The organism is Rhizobium bangladeshense, assembly GCF_017357245.1.
GTDB classification, from domain to species: domain Bacteria; phylum Pseudomonadota; class Alphaproteobacteria; order Rhizobiales; family Rhizobiaceae; genus Rhizobium; species Rhizobium bangladeshense.
Genome location: NZ_CP071612.1, coordinates 458864 through 474537, shown reverse-complemented (window position 1 = coordinate 474537; position 15674 = coordinate 458864). Strand labels below are relative to the sequence as shown.

The window sequence follows — 15674 nt, the reverse complement described above, 5'->3', positions numbered from 1 at the left end:
GAGAGGAGTGAGGAACGGAGAGGTTGTGGCATATTCCCTTCTCCCCGTCAGAACGGGGAGAAGGTGCCGGCAGCTGGATCAGGGGCGCACGCCGGCTCCAACTCAAAGCCCAAGTTCATCCCGCCCGGAGCGGACCGGCGCAACGGCGTCATCGCGGCCGCAAATGATGAACTGATATTCGGCCGGCTCAGCGCATCGCTGTTAATGGGTCTTGGCGCGAAATCGGATTGAATGTTCTACTAATGGAAAATTGTAGAAAGAATTCTTTCAATTCGCTGCAAACGCCCTAGATTCAAGCAAAATCTGTGCGCAGGGTACTTCCGACGATATGGCCCATCAAACCGGGGACGACGCCCCGTTCCATTGTTTCCGCTGGCGTATATACCGGGCCATGTTCGAATCTGCCCTTTCGATGGCGTCGCCTGCACTGCATCGCCCCTGCCCCGTCCAGGAGGCTTCCCAGGGCGCCCGGCACAGAGCGCTTTCACATTCCACCGTCACTAAAGGAAGCTCATGAGCCGTCTTGTCGTCGTTTCCAATCGTGTCCCCATGCCGGCCAAGGATGGCAGCGCCGCTGCCGGCGGCCTCGCCGTAGCCTTGCAGGCAGCCCTGCAGGCCCGCGGCGGCATCTGGATGGGATGGTCGGGAGAGTCAAGCGGAGACAGGGAGCCTGGCGCGCTGTCGCTACTGCAGAAGGGCAACATCACCTATGCCCTGACCGATCTCACCGACACTGATGTCGAGGAATATTATCGCGGCTTTGCAAACCGCGTTCTTTGGCCGATCTGTCATTACCGCCTCGACCTCGCCGAATATGGCCGGAAGGAAATGGCCGGCTATTTCCGTGTCAACCGTTTCTTCGCGCATCGGCTGGCGCCGATGATCGAGCCTGATGACATCATCTGGGTTCATGATTACCACCTGATTCCGCTGGCGGCCGAACTGCGGCAAATGGGGCTGAAGAACCGGATCGGCTTCTTCCTGCACATTCCCTGGCCGCCGGCCGACATTCTCGTCACCATGCCAGTCCATGAAGAAATCATGCGCGGCCTCTCCCATTACGACCTCGTCGGCTTCCAGACCGATTACGACCTCCAGAACTTCGCCGGTTATTTGAGAAGGGAGGGCATCGGCGACGACCTCGGAAACGGTCTGTTCGATTCCCATGGGCGGACCTTCAAGGCCGGCGCCTATCCAATCGGGATCGAGACCGCTGCTTTCGCCGAATTCGCCGAGAGCGCGGCAAACAATGTCATGGTGCAAAAAACCCGGCGCAGCATCGAAGGGCGCGATATGATCATCGGCGTCGATCGCCTCGATTATTCCAAGGGCATCATTCAGCGGCTGGAAGCCTTCGAACGCTTCCTCACCAGCAATCCTGCCTACCAGAACAAGGTGACCTATCTGCAGGTCACGCCGAAATCGCGATCGGAAGTCCCCGAATACGAGCATATGCAGAAGATGGTCGCCGAACAGGCAGGCCGCGTGAACGGCGCCATCGGAACGGTCGACTGGGTGCCGATCCGCTATGTCAACCGATCGATCAGCCGAAATGTGCTCGCCGGCCTCTACCGCTTGGCGACGATCGGACTGGTCACGCCGTTGCGCGACGGCATGAATCTCGTTGCCAAGGAATATGTCGCCGCCCAGGATCCGGACCGGCCGGGCGTCCTGGTGCTATCACGCTTCGCCGGCGCAGCACGGGAGTTGAAGGGTGCGCTGCTGGTCAATCCCTACGATGTCGAAGGCACGGCCAATGCGCTTGCCCGCGGCCTTGCCATGTCGCTCGAGGAGCGCCGAGACCGCTGGAGCATGATGATGGAACATCTGCTCTCTCACGATGTCTCGCTGTGGTGCGAAAACTTCTTGGGGGACCTGGTGACCGCTCCCGAGCTTCCCCGGACGGTCGCCTGACCGGTCGGCGTCCGCCTGTTATCGCATGCAGGTTCTAAGCGGTAAGCCCGATCTCATGGGCCCACGGCGGATTGGCGCCGGCGCGGGAGACGGTGACGGCGGCCGCCTTGGCGCCGAGCGTCAGGGCGTTGCGCACCGCCTGTTCGTCGAGCGAGGCGACCTGCCCTTTGGTCAGCAGATTGTCCATCTTTAGCGAGGCCAGCACGCCGGCGTCGAAGGTATCGCCGGCGCCGACCGTGTCGACCACGGCAACGCGCTCGCTCGGCACCGTCACCTTGCGGTCCCTGGTATAGCCGGAGGCGCCTTCCGCGCCCTTGGTGATGACGACGAGCTTGGCGCCATGGGCGAGCCAATGGGCGGCAAGCGCGTCATGGTCGCCTGAGAGACCAAACCATTCGAGGTCCTCGTCGGAGAATTTCACGATGTCGGATTTTGCCGCCATGCGCCGGATGCGCGCCATATGCGCCTGCTTGTCCTTGATGAAACCCGGGCGGATGTTGGGGTCGAGCGAAATGACGCGCCGGGCGGCTTCCCGGTCGAGCAGTGCTTCGTAGGTTTCGCCGCAGGGGCTCGGGATCAGACTGATCGCGCCGAAATGCAAGGCTTCGCAATCATCGCCAAGCGTCGGCAGGTCGGCCTCGGTGATCATGCGGCCGGCCGTACCCTCATCGTAGAAGGCATAGGTCGCCTGACCGTTGACGAGTTTGACGAAGGCGATCGTCGAGGGCCGCGGGGTGATAGCGCATGGGCTGTAATCGACGTTGGCGGCCTTCAGCGTCGCCAGCAGGATTTCGCCCATCATGTCGTCGGCGATCCCGGTGAAGAAGGCGGTGGGAATGCCGAGCCGGCCAAGCGCGATGGCGGTATTGAAGATCGCGCCGCCGGCATAGGGCGCGAAGCCCTTTTCACCAAGTGTCGTGTCCCTCGGCAGCATGTCGATCAGGGCTTCGCCGCAGCACAAAATCATCGGAATCCTCCCAACAGCATTTCTATCTTCATCAACCGCTTAAGTGAGCTTTTGTCAACTGGTCAGAGCGAAAGCTCACTAACTCCACCGTTCCGTCCCGACCAGGCGAGCGGCGCATCGAGGAAGGCCTCGACCTCTTTAAGGGTCTTGTCGTCGAAAAGCTTCTGCTCCCTGGCGACAGCCAGAACATTGCGCCAGGTGGCAATGTGATGCAGCCGGACCTTGCCGTCGGCGAAACGCTGATTGCCGAAAATACTGTAGAAGAACAGCGCCATGCCGTGATCGACGATGCCGCCGGCGGCCCGGATGGCGTCGATGAATTTGAACATGCTGCCGCCGGCCGTCGTCAGATCCTCGATGACGAGCACACGCGAGCCTTCCGGCATATTGCCTTCGATCTGGGCATTGCGGCCATGACCCTTCGGCTGCTTGCGGACATAGATCATCGGCAGGCCGAGGCGGTCGGCGAGCAGGGCGGCGAACGGGATACCGGCAGTCTCGCCGCCGGCGATGCAATCGAACTGCTCGAAGCCGGCGTCGCGCAAGAGCGTGCTGGCGGCGAAATCCATGACCGTCGAACGGATGCGCGGGTAGGACAGCAGCTTGCGGCAATCGATATAGACCGGGCTCGCCATGCCGGAGGAGAGCTTATAGGGCTGAGCCGCATTGAAATGGACCGCCTTGATCTCCCAGAGCATCTTGGCCACCAGTTCGGCCATCAGGGCGCGGTCGGGAAATGCGGTCTGGATCATCGGGCTCTCCTTCGGCTTTGTATCCCTGCGGCAATAGCAGCAAGAGCCGGCGGTTTCCAGACACGGGCGAAGCTATTCACTTCAGCAGGCGGCCGATATCGGCAATCTGCATCTTCTTGAACAGAGCGATCGCCTGGGCGCCCTCCTGCTCGTCCAGCGAAACGGCATAACGAACGGCGGCGGCGAGAAGCTGCATCGTCAGCCGCGCGATCGCCAAGAGCTCCCGGCGTTCACGCTGCGGCCACAGGCGGACGAGCACGGCGAGGAAGGCCTGGGCATGAAATTCCATGTCCTCGGCATCGACCTGCTGCAGCAGCTTGTCGGTGTGGGTCGCATGCCAGATGTCGCGCATCACCGGCTCGCGGCGGAAGAAGGCGTAGTATTGGTCGACGATGTTGGCGAGCGCGCCCTGTACGGCTGAAGCATCCTCTACCTTCGCCAGCTCCCCTTTCACACACCGCCTGCCCTCTTCGTTGAAGCGCTCGGCCAATGTCCGGATGATCGAGCTCTTGTCGGGGAAATACTGGTAGAGGGCGCCGAAGGAGAGACCGGCCTTTTCGACGATCTCGCTCATCTTCAGGCCGTCGCTGCCATGGCTTTCGATCAATTCGGCGGCGACAGCGAGGATCTTTTCGAAGCGGTCGCGGCCACGCTGCTGACGCGGGATACGGCGAGGCTGGCCAGTCGACTCCTGCTGGCGCCTGCGCGTTGCGACCGGATGCTCGGACATTCTCTCTCCTTTTCGAAGTTGACAAACAAAATAAGAGAGATTATCTCATTTTGCAAATGAGAGAGTTTCTCTCGTTTTCAAAGCTTGGGAGGAGTTCTAAATGCAACCTTCCGAAATCGTCCTCGTCGGCGGGTCCGGAAAGACGGGCGGGCGCATCATCAAGCGGCTGGAAGGACGGGGCATCACCATCCGCCCGGCATCGCGCTCCAGCGCACGGCCCTTCGACTGGGAGGACAGGTCGACTTGGCGCGGCGCGCTTGAGGGCGCATCGAGCGCCTATGTCGCGTTCCAGCCGGACCTTGCCGTCGCCTGGGCGGCGGAAGCGGTCGCAGCGCTCGCCAAGGTCGCTGTGGAATGCGGCCTTGAGCATATTGTCCTCCTGTCCGGCCGCGGCGAAGAGGGCGCACAGCGGAGCGAAGCGGCGCTGATAGCTTCCGGGATAGACACCACCATCCTGCGCGCCTCGTGGTTCTGCCAGAATTTCAGCGAAGGCGCCTTTGTGGAGCAGATCCGCGCTGGCCGCCTGCAATTGCCGGCGGGCGATATCGGCGAACCTTTCATCGATGCCGATGACATCGCCGATGCCGCCGTCGCCGCGCTGACCGATCCTGGCCATCGCAACAAGACCTACGAACTGACCGGCCCGCGGGCGCTGAGCTTCCCGGAGGCAGTCGGCGAGATCGCCGCGGCCGCCGGACGGCCGATCGAATATGAGCAAGTGTCGATGGCAGATTTCACCAGCGGGCTTGCGGATGCCGGCCTGCCACAGGGCCTGATCGATCTTCTGGAGGAGCTTTTCGGCCAGGTGCTCGACGGGCGCAACTCCGGCACCACGGGGGGCGTCGCTGAAATTCTTGGCCGTCCCGCCACCGATTTCAGCGAATATGCTCGCCGGACCGCCGCAACCGGTACATGGAAGGCCTGACCATGCAGATCATCCTGATCCTCTCCCTCGGGGCCGCGGCGATCGGCAGCGGCTTGGTCGCCGGCATCTTCTTCGCCTTTTCGACCTTCATCATGACCGCCTTCTCGCGGATCCCGGCCGAGCAAGGCATTGCGGCGATGAACTCGGTCAATGTGACGATCCTCCGTTCGCCCTTCATGGGCCTCTTCGTGCCGACGGCGATCCTCTGCCTCGTCATCGCCGTTCTCGCCCTGATCGACTGGCGCGGTGGGGCATCCGCGCTGATGCTGACCGGCGCCGCCCTCTATCTCCTCGCTTCCTTCGTCTCGACCATCATCTTCAATGTGCCGATGAATGATGCGCTGGCGAAGGTCGCGGGCAACGGCCCTGAAGCGGTTCAGCTCTGGAACACCTATGTCAGGGACTGGACGTGGTGGAACCATGTGCGCACCATCGCCTCGCTGCTCGCCTCCGTCGCCTTCGTGCGGGCGCTGATGATCGTCTGAAGAAAGGCGGAGGCATTCAAGGAACAGCGTGGCGGCGTATCTTTCGAGGCGATCCTACGGATCGCACCTCTATGAGGCAGATTGGAGCGGGTGCAGCTTCACTCCCGCTCCCCCTTCGGTCACCGGCTCCGGAAAGCGCGCCAGGCGGAGATCACGGCGAGCAGCAAGAACAAGCCTGCCAAACCAGCCCGCAGAGAACCGCTCGTCGTTGTATAAAGGGGCTCCGCGGCCTCTCAGGCGCAGCCAAAATGGTTTTCCTGCCCTGATCGTGCCTCACTTGAAGCCGTCAGCCGAAATGTGGCATCGTGCGCGATACCTCGACGGGCCCCGCCTGCTGGGGGCCGGCGAGCTCGGCCCGGCATTGACGCTCTTTAGCGGCGGGTCTGCACACGATGGCGGCGTCCAAGCTTCGAGAGCCAAGTTGCGCTGACGACTACGTCTGCTCGCAAAAGACGATGCGATTGCTGAAGGGATCGATGACGGTCATCTCCAATCCCCAAGGTGCTTCGTCGACGCCGGGCTTCATGTAACGGTAGTCTTTGCCGGAGAGTTCGGCGTGATAGGCGCGGACATTGGCGACGCGGACGAAGGCCTTGGCGCCGGGGCTGGCGTCGCCGGAATGTTCGCTCAAGTGCAGCGTCATACCCTCGCGCGAGACCTGGCAATAGAGCGGGAAGTTTTCGCCGAAACGATGTTCCCAGTCGAGAGTGAAGCCGAGGAAGCCGCAATAGAACTCCATCGCTTTTTCGACCGAGAAGATGCGGAAGATCGGCATCGGCGGCTCGATGCCGATGGCGGAGCGGCCGGCACCCGCAGCATCAATCCTGGCCGAGAGGATATTCCATTGCTCGAGCCCGAATTGCCGGGCGACGATTTCGAGCGTCTCGCTGTGGGTGAGAGCAATATTGCGGTCGGCCAGGGCCTGCCGCAATGTCTTTGCCATGAGCTTGGCATCGCGAAAATCGCGCATAGTGGATCCTTCCGTCGGCGGCAAACAGGACGATCAGTGCCCGCGTCTGCTGACCCGTTCGCCATCAATCGCCAAACGGCAAGGGATGTGAAGGTATCTCTGAATGCATTCACCATAACGCCGGAGCGTCGCGGGGCGGCTGGCCGCATCCGGCCAGAAGCGAGGTTATGAGAGGATCCACACGGAATCAAGACGCCGTGCGCGATGCCTCGAGGGGCACCGCCTGCAGGTGGCCGGCAAGCTCGACGCGGTTGCGGCCGGCGCGCTTGGCGGCGTAAAGCGCCTTATCGGCTGCACTCAGCATAGTGTCGAAATCCAGTAGCTGCGAGCGGCCGGGCGCAACGCCGACGCTTACTGTGCATCTCAACACCTCACCGTCGATCGGAATCTCTCGCGCCTCGAAGGCCCTGCGGATCCGCTCAGCCGTCTGTTCGGCCCGGCCTGGCATGACTTCCTTCAGCACCAGCGCAAATTCTTCGCCCCCGAGCCTCGCGGCGGTATCGCCGGGGCGGCAATTGGCGGCGAGTTCCTCGGCGAAGACGGTGATCACGCGGTCGCCGCTCGCATGGCCATAGCGGTCGTTGACGGATTTGAAATGGTCGATATCGAAGACGATGATGGCGGTGGTCGATCCCATCGGCCGCGTGCCATATTGGTCGAAGACGGCACGACGGTTGAGCAGGCCGGTCAACGGATCGGTGATTGCCTCGAGACGATGGCGGGCGGCAAGCCGCCATTGGTGCAGGGCCAGCGACAGTGCGCCGATCCCGGTCATGCCGGCGATGCAGACGGCAAGGCTCAGATCTTCCGCCCAGTTGCTGGGCGCCTTGCCAAGCACCAGCTTGCCATCGGCAATCAGCACGGCGGCGCAGAGAACGAAGGAAATTGCAGTCAGCGTGTAGAGCGCCGCAATGCCGAGAAGCGGCGCCGGCGCTTCGGCGCGGGCAAGCCAATATTGCCGGGCGGTGGCAAAGAGCAGCAGGGCGATGGCGAGATTGTCGGCGATGAAGGCGAGGCCGTCATAACCCGCGATCATCGGCACAATGGAAGAGACCATTGCCGCCAGCGCTCGGAGCGCGACCGACGAAACAGCCAGGCGGCCGGTGAGGAACTGTTTGCCCGCACCCCAGATGGTGGCGAAACCGGCATGGAACAGCACGAAACTGCCAATGGCAAAGATTATCTCCGGCCGGTTGACATAGGCGCTGTAGACAAAAATGCCGCTGACGACGAGGACGAGGCCGATGGTGGCGGTGAGCAGCACGGTTTCGGCCCGGCGCACCAGCCAACCGCCCATCAAGGTCACGGCAAGGCAGGCCGCGGAGACGCCGAGCGCCAGCAATAGGGAGTTGTAGTCAAGCATCATGCTTCTTCAGTCTCCGCAGCGGTCGTCGCGCCAGATGATCGGCAGCTCAGGGGTTCCCGCGAGGAGGAATGTCTTATGCATCCGTTAACAAATGATGCATTGCACAATGAAAATGTTACGCGACTAACGGCTCGCCGCAACTTAAAATGAATATTCTATTTAAAATAGAAAAATATGCAGGAGCATCCTACGCCACCACCTGCCAATGCAGGGGGAACATCGGATCAAAGACCGTCACCGGGCCGGCGCCGGTTTCTATTTTGGCGGGAAAGATGACCGGCTCGGCCTGCCTAATCAGCGTGATCCGTTCCTCATTCGGCGACAGCCTGTACCAGGCCGGCCCGTTCAGCGAGGCGAAGGCTTCGAGCCTATCGAGAGCGCCCTCCTGCTCGAAGACATGGGCAAGGCAGCTCATCGTGTTGATCGAGGTGTAAATGCCGGCGCAGCCGCAGGCGCATTCCTTCAGCGGATCGACATGCGGGGCGGAATCGGTGCCGAGGAAGAAGCGGGCGTCGCCACTGGTGGCGGCCGCACGCAGCGCCAGCCGGTGGTTCTCGCGCTTGGCGACCGGCAGGCAGTAATAATGCGGGCGGATGCCGCCGACCAGGATGGCGTTGCGGTTGATGATCAGGTGGTGGGTGGTGATCGAGCCGGCGAGATTTGATTTGGCCGCCTTGATGTAGTCGATGCCGTCTGCGGTTGTCACATGCTCCATCGTCACCTTCAGCTCCGGCAGGCGCCGGCGCAAGGGATCGAGCACGGTATCGATGAAGACCGCCTCGCGGTCGAAGATATCGACGTCAGGCGTCGTCACCTCGCCATGGACGCAGAGCGGCAGGCCGATCTCAGCCATGCGCTCCAGCACCGGCATCGCCTTTTCCATGTCACGCACACCGCCATGCGAATTGGTGGTGGCGCCGGCGGGATAAAGCTTGACGGCGGTGATGAGCCCGCTCTTCGCACCCTCCTCGACATCGTCGGGGCTGGTGTGTTCGGTCAGATAAAGCGTCATCAGCGGCTGGAAGCGGTGACCGTCCGGCAGCGCCTTGAGGATGCGTTCGCGATAGGCCTTCGCATCCGCCGTGGTGACGACCGGCGGCACGAGGTTGGGCATGATGATGGCACGGGCGAAGGTGCGGCTCGTATCGGCGATCACGCCTTCCAGCATGGCGCCGTCGCGCAGATGCAGGTGCCAGTCGTCGGGACGGCGGATGGTGATCGATTGCATGGCAGGCCTCCGAAGCGATGCGTCTGCGGCCTGATAGCACTATACCCCTGAAGAAAACAATTGTCGCGGCATCACGCCAGCGCGATCTCCAGCGTCACGTCGGCCGGGCGACGGTTTTCGAGGATCAGCCGGCCGTTCGGCAGGTCGTTGCCGTAGACTTTGGCGCTGGCGGCCTCCTCGCTCAGATTGTAGCCGCGCCAGCGCGCCCAGAGCCGCTCCTCGAGGACCTCGATCGGCGGCGCCAGCATGATCGAAAAATCGAAGATGCCGTCGAGTTCGGCCCATTTGCCCTGCGTAAAGAGCAGATAATTGCCCTCGACGATGATGAAACGGTCCTTGGGATCGATCGGCCGGGCGGAAGCGATGGCGAGCTCGCGCGAACGGTCGAATACCGGCGCCAGAACCTCCTGGTCGGCCGCCCTGACCGCACGGATGATATCGAGGAAGCCCCTGACATCGAAAGTTTCAGGGATGCCCTTGCGCGCCAGCAGACCGCGTTCGATCAGGATGGCGTTGTCCATGTGGAAGCCGTCCATCGGCAGGACTGCGGCGCTTTCGCCTTTGGCTTTCAGCGCCGCCGCTAGATTGTCGGCCATGGTGGACTTGCCCGCCCCCGGCGGCCCGGCGACGGCGATCAGGAACCGTCTGGCATCGCCGGCGCGGGAGAGCACCTCGCCGGCGATGTCGTCGATGCGTACGCTCATGCCGCAACGGGCTCCGTCGGAACCGCCTTGGCGCCGGTCATGAAGGCGACGGCATCCGACATGGTGTATTCCTTCGGGTTGATCACCGTCAGGCGCCGGCCGAGACGGTGGATATGGATCCGGTCGGCGACCTCGAAGACATGCGGCATGTTGTGGGAGATCAGCACGATCGGCAGGCCGCGGGCGCGCACGTCGAGGATCAGTTCCAGCACGCGGCGGCTTTCCTTGACACCGAGAGCGGCCGTCGGTTCGTCCATGATGATGACCTTCGAACCGAAAGCTGCGGCGCGGGCGACGGCGACACCCTGGCGCTGACCGCCGGACAGCGTCTCCACCGCCTGGTTGATGTTCTGAATGGTCATCAGCCCGAGTTCCGAGAGCTTGTTGCGCGCCAGCTTTTCCATGGCGGGCCGGTCGAGCATGCGGAATAGCGAGCCGAGCGGCCCTTTTTTGCGGATCTCGCGGCCGAGGAACATGTTGTCGGCGATCGACAGCGCCGGCGACAGAGCGAGGTTCTGGTAGACGGTCTCGATGCCGGCTTCGCGCGCTTCCATCGGCGAGCGGAAATGCACCTGCCGGCCCTCGAGCGTGATCACGCCCTCGTCGGGGGTGACGGCGCCTGAAATCGCCTTGATCAGCGACGACTTGCCGGCGCCGTTATCGCCGATGACGGCAAGGATTTCACCCGGATAGAGGTCGAAATCGGCATTGTCGAGCGCGGTTACGCGTCCATAACGCTTGACGAGGCCGCGGGCGGTGAGAATGGGTTCGACAGCCATGGTCACACCGAAACCTTTCTGATCCACTGATCGATGGCGACGGCGGCGATGATCAGCACGCCGGTCAAGAGGACTTTCCATTGCGGATCGGCGCCGAGCATGTTGAGACCCATCGACACGACGCCGACGATCATGGCGCCGAACAGCGTGCCGAGAATGGAACCGCGGCCGCCGAAGAGCGAGATGCCGCCGATCACGGTCGCGGTGATCGCCTGAAGGTTATAATCGGTGACCGCCGAGGACGGCGAGATCGAGCCATTGCGGCCGATCGACACCCAGGCTGCGAAGGCGGCGATGACGCCCGACAGCGTGTAGACGGTCAGCAGCACCCGCTTCGTCTGGATACCGGAAAGCTTCGCCGCCTCCGGATCGTCGCCGACCGCATAGACATGCCTTCCCCAGGCAGTGTGATTGAGTACATACCAGAGCAGCAGGACGAGCAGGACCATGGCGATGACGCCGAGGGTGAGCACGGCGGTGCCGAGCCTGAAGCTAGCCGCGAAAAGATGCAGCAGCGGTGCCTGTGCGTCGACATCGGCGTCGCGGATCGTCTCATTGGCGGAATAGATGAAATTCGTCGCCATCACGATGTTCCAGGTGCCGAGCGTGACGATGAAGGGCGGCAGCTTCATGAAGGCGACCAGGAAGCCGTTCAGCAGGCCGCAGAGGCCGCCGACCAGAAGGCCCGAAATCACCGCGATCGGCGTCGGTATGCCGTAGGTGATGGCGACATTGCCCATAATGACGGCCGAGATCACCATGATGACGCCGATCGAAAGATCGATGCCGGCCGTCAGGATGACCAGTGTCTGGGCCGCGCCGAGAATGCCGACGATGGCGATCTGCTGCAGGATCAGTGTCAAGGTGTAGGACGAGAAGAACCGTCCGCCGATCGTTGCCCCGAAGATGGCGATCGCCAGCACCAGCACGATCAGCGGCACGGCGGCCGGCGTCGAGTGCAGAAAATGCTGCGCGCGCTTGATCAGCGGGACGTCCTGGTGCTCGAAGGAGGCGACGTTCTTGTCGCTGCCGTCGAGGACGCGTTCGAATTCCTGTGCTCCGGTCATGGTTCCTCCTCCGCATCCGCGCGCCGAACCCGCGCGGAGGCCGTCACTCCTGTTCATCCGTTCGTTGCTTAGCCGGTGGAGCGACGGCACATCGTCCGTCCAAAACGGCCGAGGATCAAGCCCCGGCCGTCTTCTGTTTCAAGAGATCGGGCTCAGCCCCAGCACTTGTCCGTGCCTTCCTTGGTGTCGATCGATTTGACGCCGGAGACCGGCTTGTCGGTCACGAGCGAGACGCCGGTGTCGAAGAAGGACTTGCCTTCGGTCGGCTTCGGCTTTTCACCGGAGTCGGCGAACTTCTTGATCGCCTCGATACCGAGCGACGCCATCAGCAGCGGATATTGCTGCGAGGTGGCGCCGATGACACCTTCCTTGACCGACTTCACACCCGGGCAACCGCCATCAACCGAAACGATCAGAACATTCTTTTCCATGCCGACGGCCTTCAGCGCCTGGTAGGCGCCGACAGCGGCCGGCTCGTTGATCGTGTGGATGACGTTGATGCTCGGATCCTTCTGCAGAAGGTTTTCCATGGCCTTGCGGCCGCCTTCCTCGTTGCCGTTGGTCACGTCATGGCCGACGATGCGGCTGTCGTCTTCGTCGCCGATCTTGTCCGGGTTCTTCGGGTCGATGCCGAAGCCCATCATGAAGCCCTGGTCGCGCAGAACGTCGACCGTCGGCTGCGACGGCGTCAGGTCGAGGAAGCCGACTTTGGCGTCCTTGGCCTTGTCGCCGAGGGTTTCCTTGGCCCACTGGCCGATCAGCTTGCCGGCGAGCAGGTTGTCGGTGGCGAAGGTGGCGTCGGCGGCATCGGCCGGCTCGAGCGGCGTGTCGAGCGCGATGACCAGCAGACCGGCGTCGCGGGCCTTCTTGACCGCAGGCACGATGCCCTTGGTGTCCGAAGCCGTCAGCAGGATGCCCTTTGCGCCGTCGGCGATGCAGCTTTCGATCGCTGCGACCTGGCTTTCGCTGTCACCGTCGATCTTGCCGGCATAGGACTTCAGCGAAACGCCGAGTTCCTTGGCCTTGGCCGTCGCACCTTCCTTCATCTTGACGAAGAAGGGGTTGGTGTCGGTCTTGGTGATCAGGCAGGCGGAAACTTCAGCCGCCATCGCCGGAGCGGAAAAAGCGACACCGAGCGCGAGCGCGCCAAATGCGAGAACTGATTTCTTCATGAACTCCTCCCAGAGTTTGCCGGCGCCGCCCCTGCGGGCCGGAATTTTCAGAATATGACACTTCGCTTCAGTCGCGATAGCTCCAAAGCTGCCGGTGCCCTTGACGACGGCAATTAAGAGCGAAAGAAATCCGCTTGTCAATAAATAAATCCAATTGAATTATTAATTCGATGTGGCATGCTCGATAGAGTTACAGTGTACAGCGCCGCGCGTCTCAGACGCGACGAACGCGGTACCGCTTTGAGCTGCTGCATGTTTTTCACATCGCCTCCGATGAGGAGAATGCAGGAGGCGAACGCTCGGGAGGAGCGGCCATGTCGTCTTTGGATGGACCGGAACACACACCGGTTCCGCCGCCAATTCTAAATCCGGCCGGTGGTGCGAATCAGGTCCGGGTGCGCGCCTATAACGAACGGCTCGTGCTGTCGCTGGTGCGCCTTTACGGCGCACTGTCGAAGGCCGATATCGCCCGCCGCAGCGGGCTTTCGGCGCAGACCGTCTCGGTCATCATGCGGGTTCTGGAAAAGGAAGGGCTGCTGTCGCGCGGGGCGCCGGTGCGCGGCCGTGTCGGTCAGCCGTCGATCCCGATGCATCTCAATCCCGACGCCGTCTATTCCTTCGGCCTGAAGATGGGCCGGCGCAGCGCCGATCTGGTGCTGATGGATTTCGTCGGCCGAATCCGCATGCAGTTGCACCAGACCTATGCCTACCCGCTGCCGCAAGACATCCTCGCCTTCGTCACCGCAGGCATTCAGGAGATCGAAAGCCGGCTCGACGACAAGCAGCGCAGCCGCATCGCCGGCCTCGGCATCGCCGCCCCGTTCGAGCTGTGGAACTGGGCAGAAGAGGTGGGGGCGCCGCCCGGCGCCATGGAGGTCTGGCGGGATGTCGACCTGCAGGCAGATATCGCCGCGCGCGTCTCCCACCCCGTCTTCCTGCAGAACGATGCGACCAGCGCCTGCGGGGCCGAACTCGTCTTCGGCGTCGGCCCCTCCTATCCCGACTTCGTCTATTTCTTCATAGGCTCCTTCATCGGCGGCGGCATCGTCCTGAATTCGGCGATCTTTTCCGGCCGCACCGGCACGGCGGGCGCGATCGGGCCGTTGCCCGTGCGCGACAGGAATGGCAAAACCAAGCAGCTGCTCGAAATCGCCTCGATCTTCGTGCTGGAAAACATGCTGCGCGAGCGCGGCATCGATCCTGAGCCGCTCTGGTATTCCGCCGACGACTGGGTGGATTTCGGGGAACCGATGGAGGCCTGGATCCAGGATACCGCCAAGGCGCTGGCCCAGGCGATCGTCGCCGCCGCCTCGATCGTCGATTTCAGCGCCGCCGTCATCGACGGCGGCTTTCCCCATTGGGTGCGCAGCCGCGTCGTGCAAGCAACGATCGACGAAGCCGCCAAGCTCGACCTGCAGGGCGTCCTCATGCCCGAAATCATCGAGGGCGCAGTCGGCGCGCAGGCACGCGCGATCGGCGGCGCCAGCCTGCCGATCTTTGCGCGCTATCTCACCGACCAGAACGTACTCTTCAAGGAGGTAGACCATGCTGAAGGGACTTGATCCGCTCTTGAGCCCTGAATTGCTTTTTACGCTTCGGGCAATGGGCCACGGCGACGAGATCGCAATCGTCGACGGCAACTATCCCGGAGTCGAACATGCCCGCCGGCTGATCCGGCTCGACGGCCACCACCTCATCCCGGTTCTCAACGCCGTGCTCAGCGTGCTGCCGATCGACGATTTCGTGCCGGAAGCGATCTTCCGCTCGACCGTCAAGGCCGAGCGCGACAAGCTCGATCCGGTGCATGAGGAAATGATCGACTGCTGCGCCCGCCACGACCCCCATCGCCAGGTGGTGCCGCTGGTCGGCCAGGATTTCTACGGCAGGGTGCGGGCGGCCCATGCGCTGATCCAGACCAGCGAGCCCAGGCTCTATGCCAACATCATCCTGCGCAAGGGCGTGATCTATCCGAAGGAGGCGGGTGCGCAGGCCGAGGTGGACCCCTTTGTGTATTAGGGCGGCGAACGCAGAAAGGGCGCTCAAGACGCTTTCAACGAATGCATAGAGCCATTGTCTTCATGCCCGCCGCGCGGAACCGCGGCGGTGACAGGCACGAGCGCTCACCCGTCGATTTCGACTTCCGCTTCGCAATTCACCGGCGCATTCAATGGAATCGCCATGCCGATGGACGAGCGGGCGTGGGCGCCGACATCAGGTCCGTACAGCGCCAGGATCAGATCGGAATAACCGTTGGTGACCAGCGGCGTCTCATTGAACCCCGGCGCAACGTTGACCATGGCAAAGACGCGCAGCCAAGCCGTGACCCGATCGAGATCGCCGACAGCCCGCTTGAGGCTCGCGAGATGAGCGAGCGCCACGAGCCGCGCCGACGCGTAGCCCTGCTCCGGCGAAACCTCGGACCCGACCTTGCCGAGCGGCTGCGCCAAGGTCCCGTCGCGGTTGCAGGCGACGTGGCCGGAAATGTAAGCTCGATTGCCGCGCAGGCGAACCCAGGCGAAGGGCAAGCGCAGCCCCTCGTGAACCTTCAAAGGCTCGGGCAGTTCCAGACCCATTTCGGCCAAACGCTGTTCGATGATCGCCATAATGCACCTCCC

At 62.7% G+C, this 15674-nt stretch carries 16 protein-coding genes; 5 read left to right on the top strand and 11 right to left on the bottom strand.

From position 1 onward, the window contains the following. Positions 1–513: 513 nt before the first annotated feature. Positions 514–1914: an alpha,alpha-trehalose-phosphate synthase (UDP-forming) gene (gene otsA, locus J2J98_RS02320; RefSeq protein ID WP_207602250.1), complete on the top strand. Its 1401-nt coding sequence runs from the start codon at positions 514–516 to the stop codon at positions 1912–1914. A gap of 34 nt (positions 1915–1948) precedes the next feature. Here otsA and J2J98_RS02315 read toward each other — a convergent pair whose 3' ends face one another. The 3 genes from J2J98_RS02315 to J2J98_RS02305 all read right to left on the bottom strand — a co-directional run bounded on the left by J2J98_RS02315 (position 1949) and on the right by J2J98_RS02305 (position 4363). Continuing rightward, a complete protein-coding gene (locus J2J98_RS02315; RefSeq protein ID WP_138395399.1) occupies positions 1949–2881 on the bottom strand; it encodes a carbohydrate kinase family protein in 933 nt (310 codons plus the stop codon). Between the two features lie 62 nt (positions 2882–2943). Next, positions 2944–3633, bottom strand: coding sequence for an orotate phosphoribosyltransferase (locus J2J98_RS02310; protein ID WP_207602249.1), 690 nt, complete (start codon positions 3631–3633; stop codon positions 2944–2946). A 76-nt stretch (positions 3634–3709) separates the two neighbouring features. After that, positions 3710–4363, bottom strand: coding sequence for a TetR/AcrR family transcriptional regulator (locus tag J2J98_RS02305; protein ID WP_064711734.1), 654 nt, complete (start codon positions 4361–4363; stop codon positions 3710–3712). Positions 4364–4463: 100 nt separating this feature from the next. On the opposite strand from J2J98_RS02305, the gene J2J98_RS02300 reads away from it, so the two are divergent. Both J2J98_RS02300 and J2J98_RS02295 read left to right on the top strand, forming a co-directional pair. After that, on the top strand, positions 4464–5288 hold the full coding sequence (locus tag J2J98_RS02300) for an NmrA family NAD(P)-binding protein (protein ID WP_207602248.1): 825 nt from the start codon (positions 4464–4466) through the stop codon (positions 5286–5288). Then, on the top strand, positions 5276–5773 hold the full coding sequence (locus J2J98_RS02295; protein WP_207602247.1) for an anthrone oxygenase family protein: 498 nt from the start codon (positions 5276–5278) through the stop codon (positions 5771–5773). The genes J2J98_RS02300 and J2J98_RS02295 overlap by 13 nt, the downstream gene beginning before the upstream one ends. A 433-nt stretch (positions 5774–6206) precedes the next feature. Here the strand turns inward: J2J98_RS02295 and J2J98_RS02290 are convergent, their stop codons facing one another. The 7 genes from J2J98_RS02290 to J2J98_RS02260 form a co-directional block, all read right to left on the bottom strand. Beyond that, positions 6207–6743 carry a glyoxalase superfamily protein gene (locus tag J2J98_RS02290; RefSeq protein WP_064707829.1) on the bottom strand — a complete coding sequence of 179 codons (537 nt, stop codon included), beginning with the start codon at positions 6741–6743 and terminating at the stop codon, positions 6207–6209. A gap of 187 nt (positions 6744–6930) precedes the next feature. Further along, complete coding sequence (locus tag J2J98_RS02285; RefSeq protein ID WP_207602246.1) at positions 6931–8109, bottom strand: GGDEF domain-containing protein; 1179 nt, start codon at positions 8107–8109, stop codon at positions 6931–6933. 187 nt (positions 8110–8296) lie between these two features. After that, on the bottom strand, positions 8297–9337 hold the full coding sequence (gene pyrC / locus J2J98_RS02280) for a dihydroorotase (protein WP_207602245.1): 1041 nt from the start codon (positions 9335–9337) through the stop codon (positions 8297–8299). A gap of 71 nt (positions 9338–9408) precedes the next feature. Further along, positions 9409–10041 (bottom strand): nucleoside triphosphate hydrolase, encoded by a 633-nt coding sequence (locus J2J98_RS02275; RefSeq protein WP_064707826.1) that lies wholly within the window; start codon positions 10039–10041, stop codon positions 9409–9411. Next, complete coding sequence (locus J2J98_RS02270) at positions 10038–10820, bottom strand: ATP-binding cassette domain-containing protein (protein ID WP_064707825.1); 783 nt, start codon at positions 10818–10820, stop codon at positions 10038–10040. The genes J2J98_RS02275 and J2J98_RS02270 overlap by 4 nt, the downstream gene beginning before the upstream one ends. 2 nt (positions 10821–10822) lie before the next feature. Continuing rightward, a complete protein-coding gene (locus J2J98_RS02265; protein WP_064707824.1) occupies positions 10823–11887 on the bottom strand; it encodes an ABC transporter permease in 1065 nt (354 codons plus the stop codon). 152 nt (positions 11888–12039) lie between these two features. Continuing rightward, on the bottom strand, positions 12040–13059 hold the full coding sequence (locus J2J98_RS02260; RefSeq protein WP_064707889.1) for a sugar ABC transporter substrate-binding protein: 1020 nt from the start codon (positions 13057–13059) through the stop codon (positions 12040–12042). A 314-nt stretch (positions 13060–13373) separates the two neighbouring features. On the opposite strand from J2J98_RS02260, the gene J2J98_RS02255 reads away from it, so the two are divergent. Then, positions 13374–14621, top strand: a complete 1248-nt coding sequence (locus J2J98_RS02255) for an ROK family transcriptional regulator (protein WP_138395394.1) — start codon at positions 13374–13376, stop codon at positions 14619–14621. Then, complete coding sequence (locus J2J98_RS02250) at positions 14605–15075, top strand: RbsD/FucU family protein (RefSeq protein ID WP_207602244.1); 471 nt, start codon at positions 14605–14607, stop codon at positions 15073–15075. The genes J2J98_RS02255 and J2J98_RS02250 overlap by 17 nt, the downstream gene beginning before the upstream one ends. Before the next feature lie 104 nt (positions 15076–15179). Here J2J98_RS02250 and J2J98_RS02245 read toward each other — a convergent pair whose 3' ends face one another. Next, a complete protein-coding gene (locus J2J98_RS02245) occupies positions 15180–15662 on the bottom strand; it encodes a RidA family protein (RefSeq protein ID WP_207602243.1) in 483 nt (160 codons plus the stop codon). Positions 15663–15674: the final 12 nt, after the last annotated feature.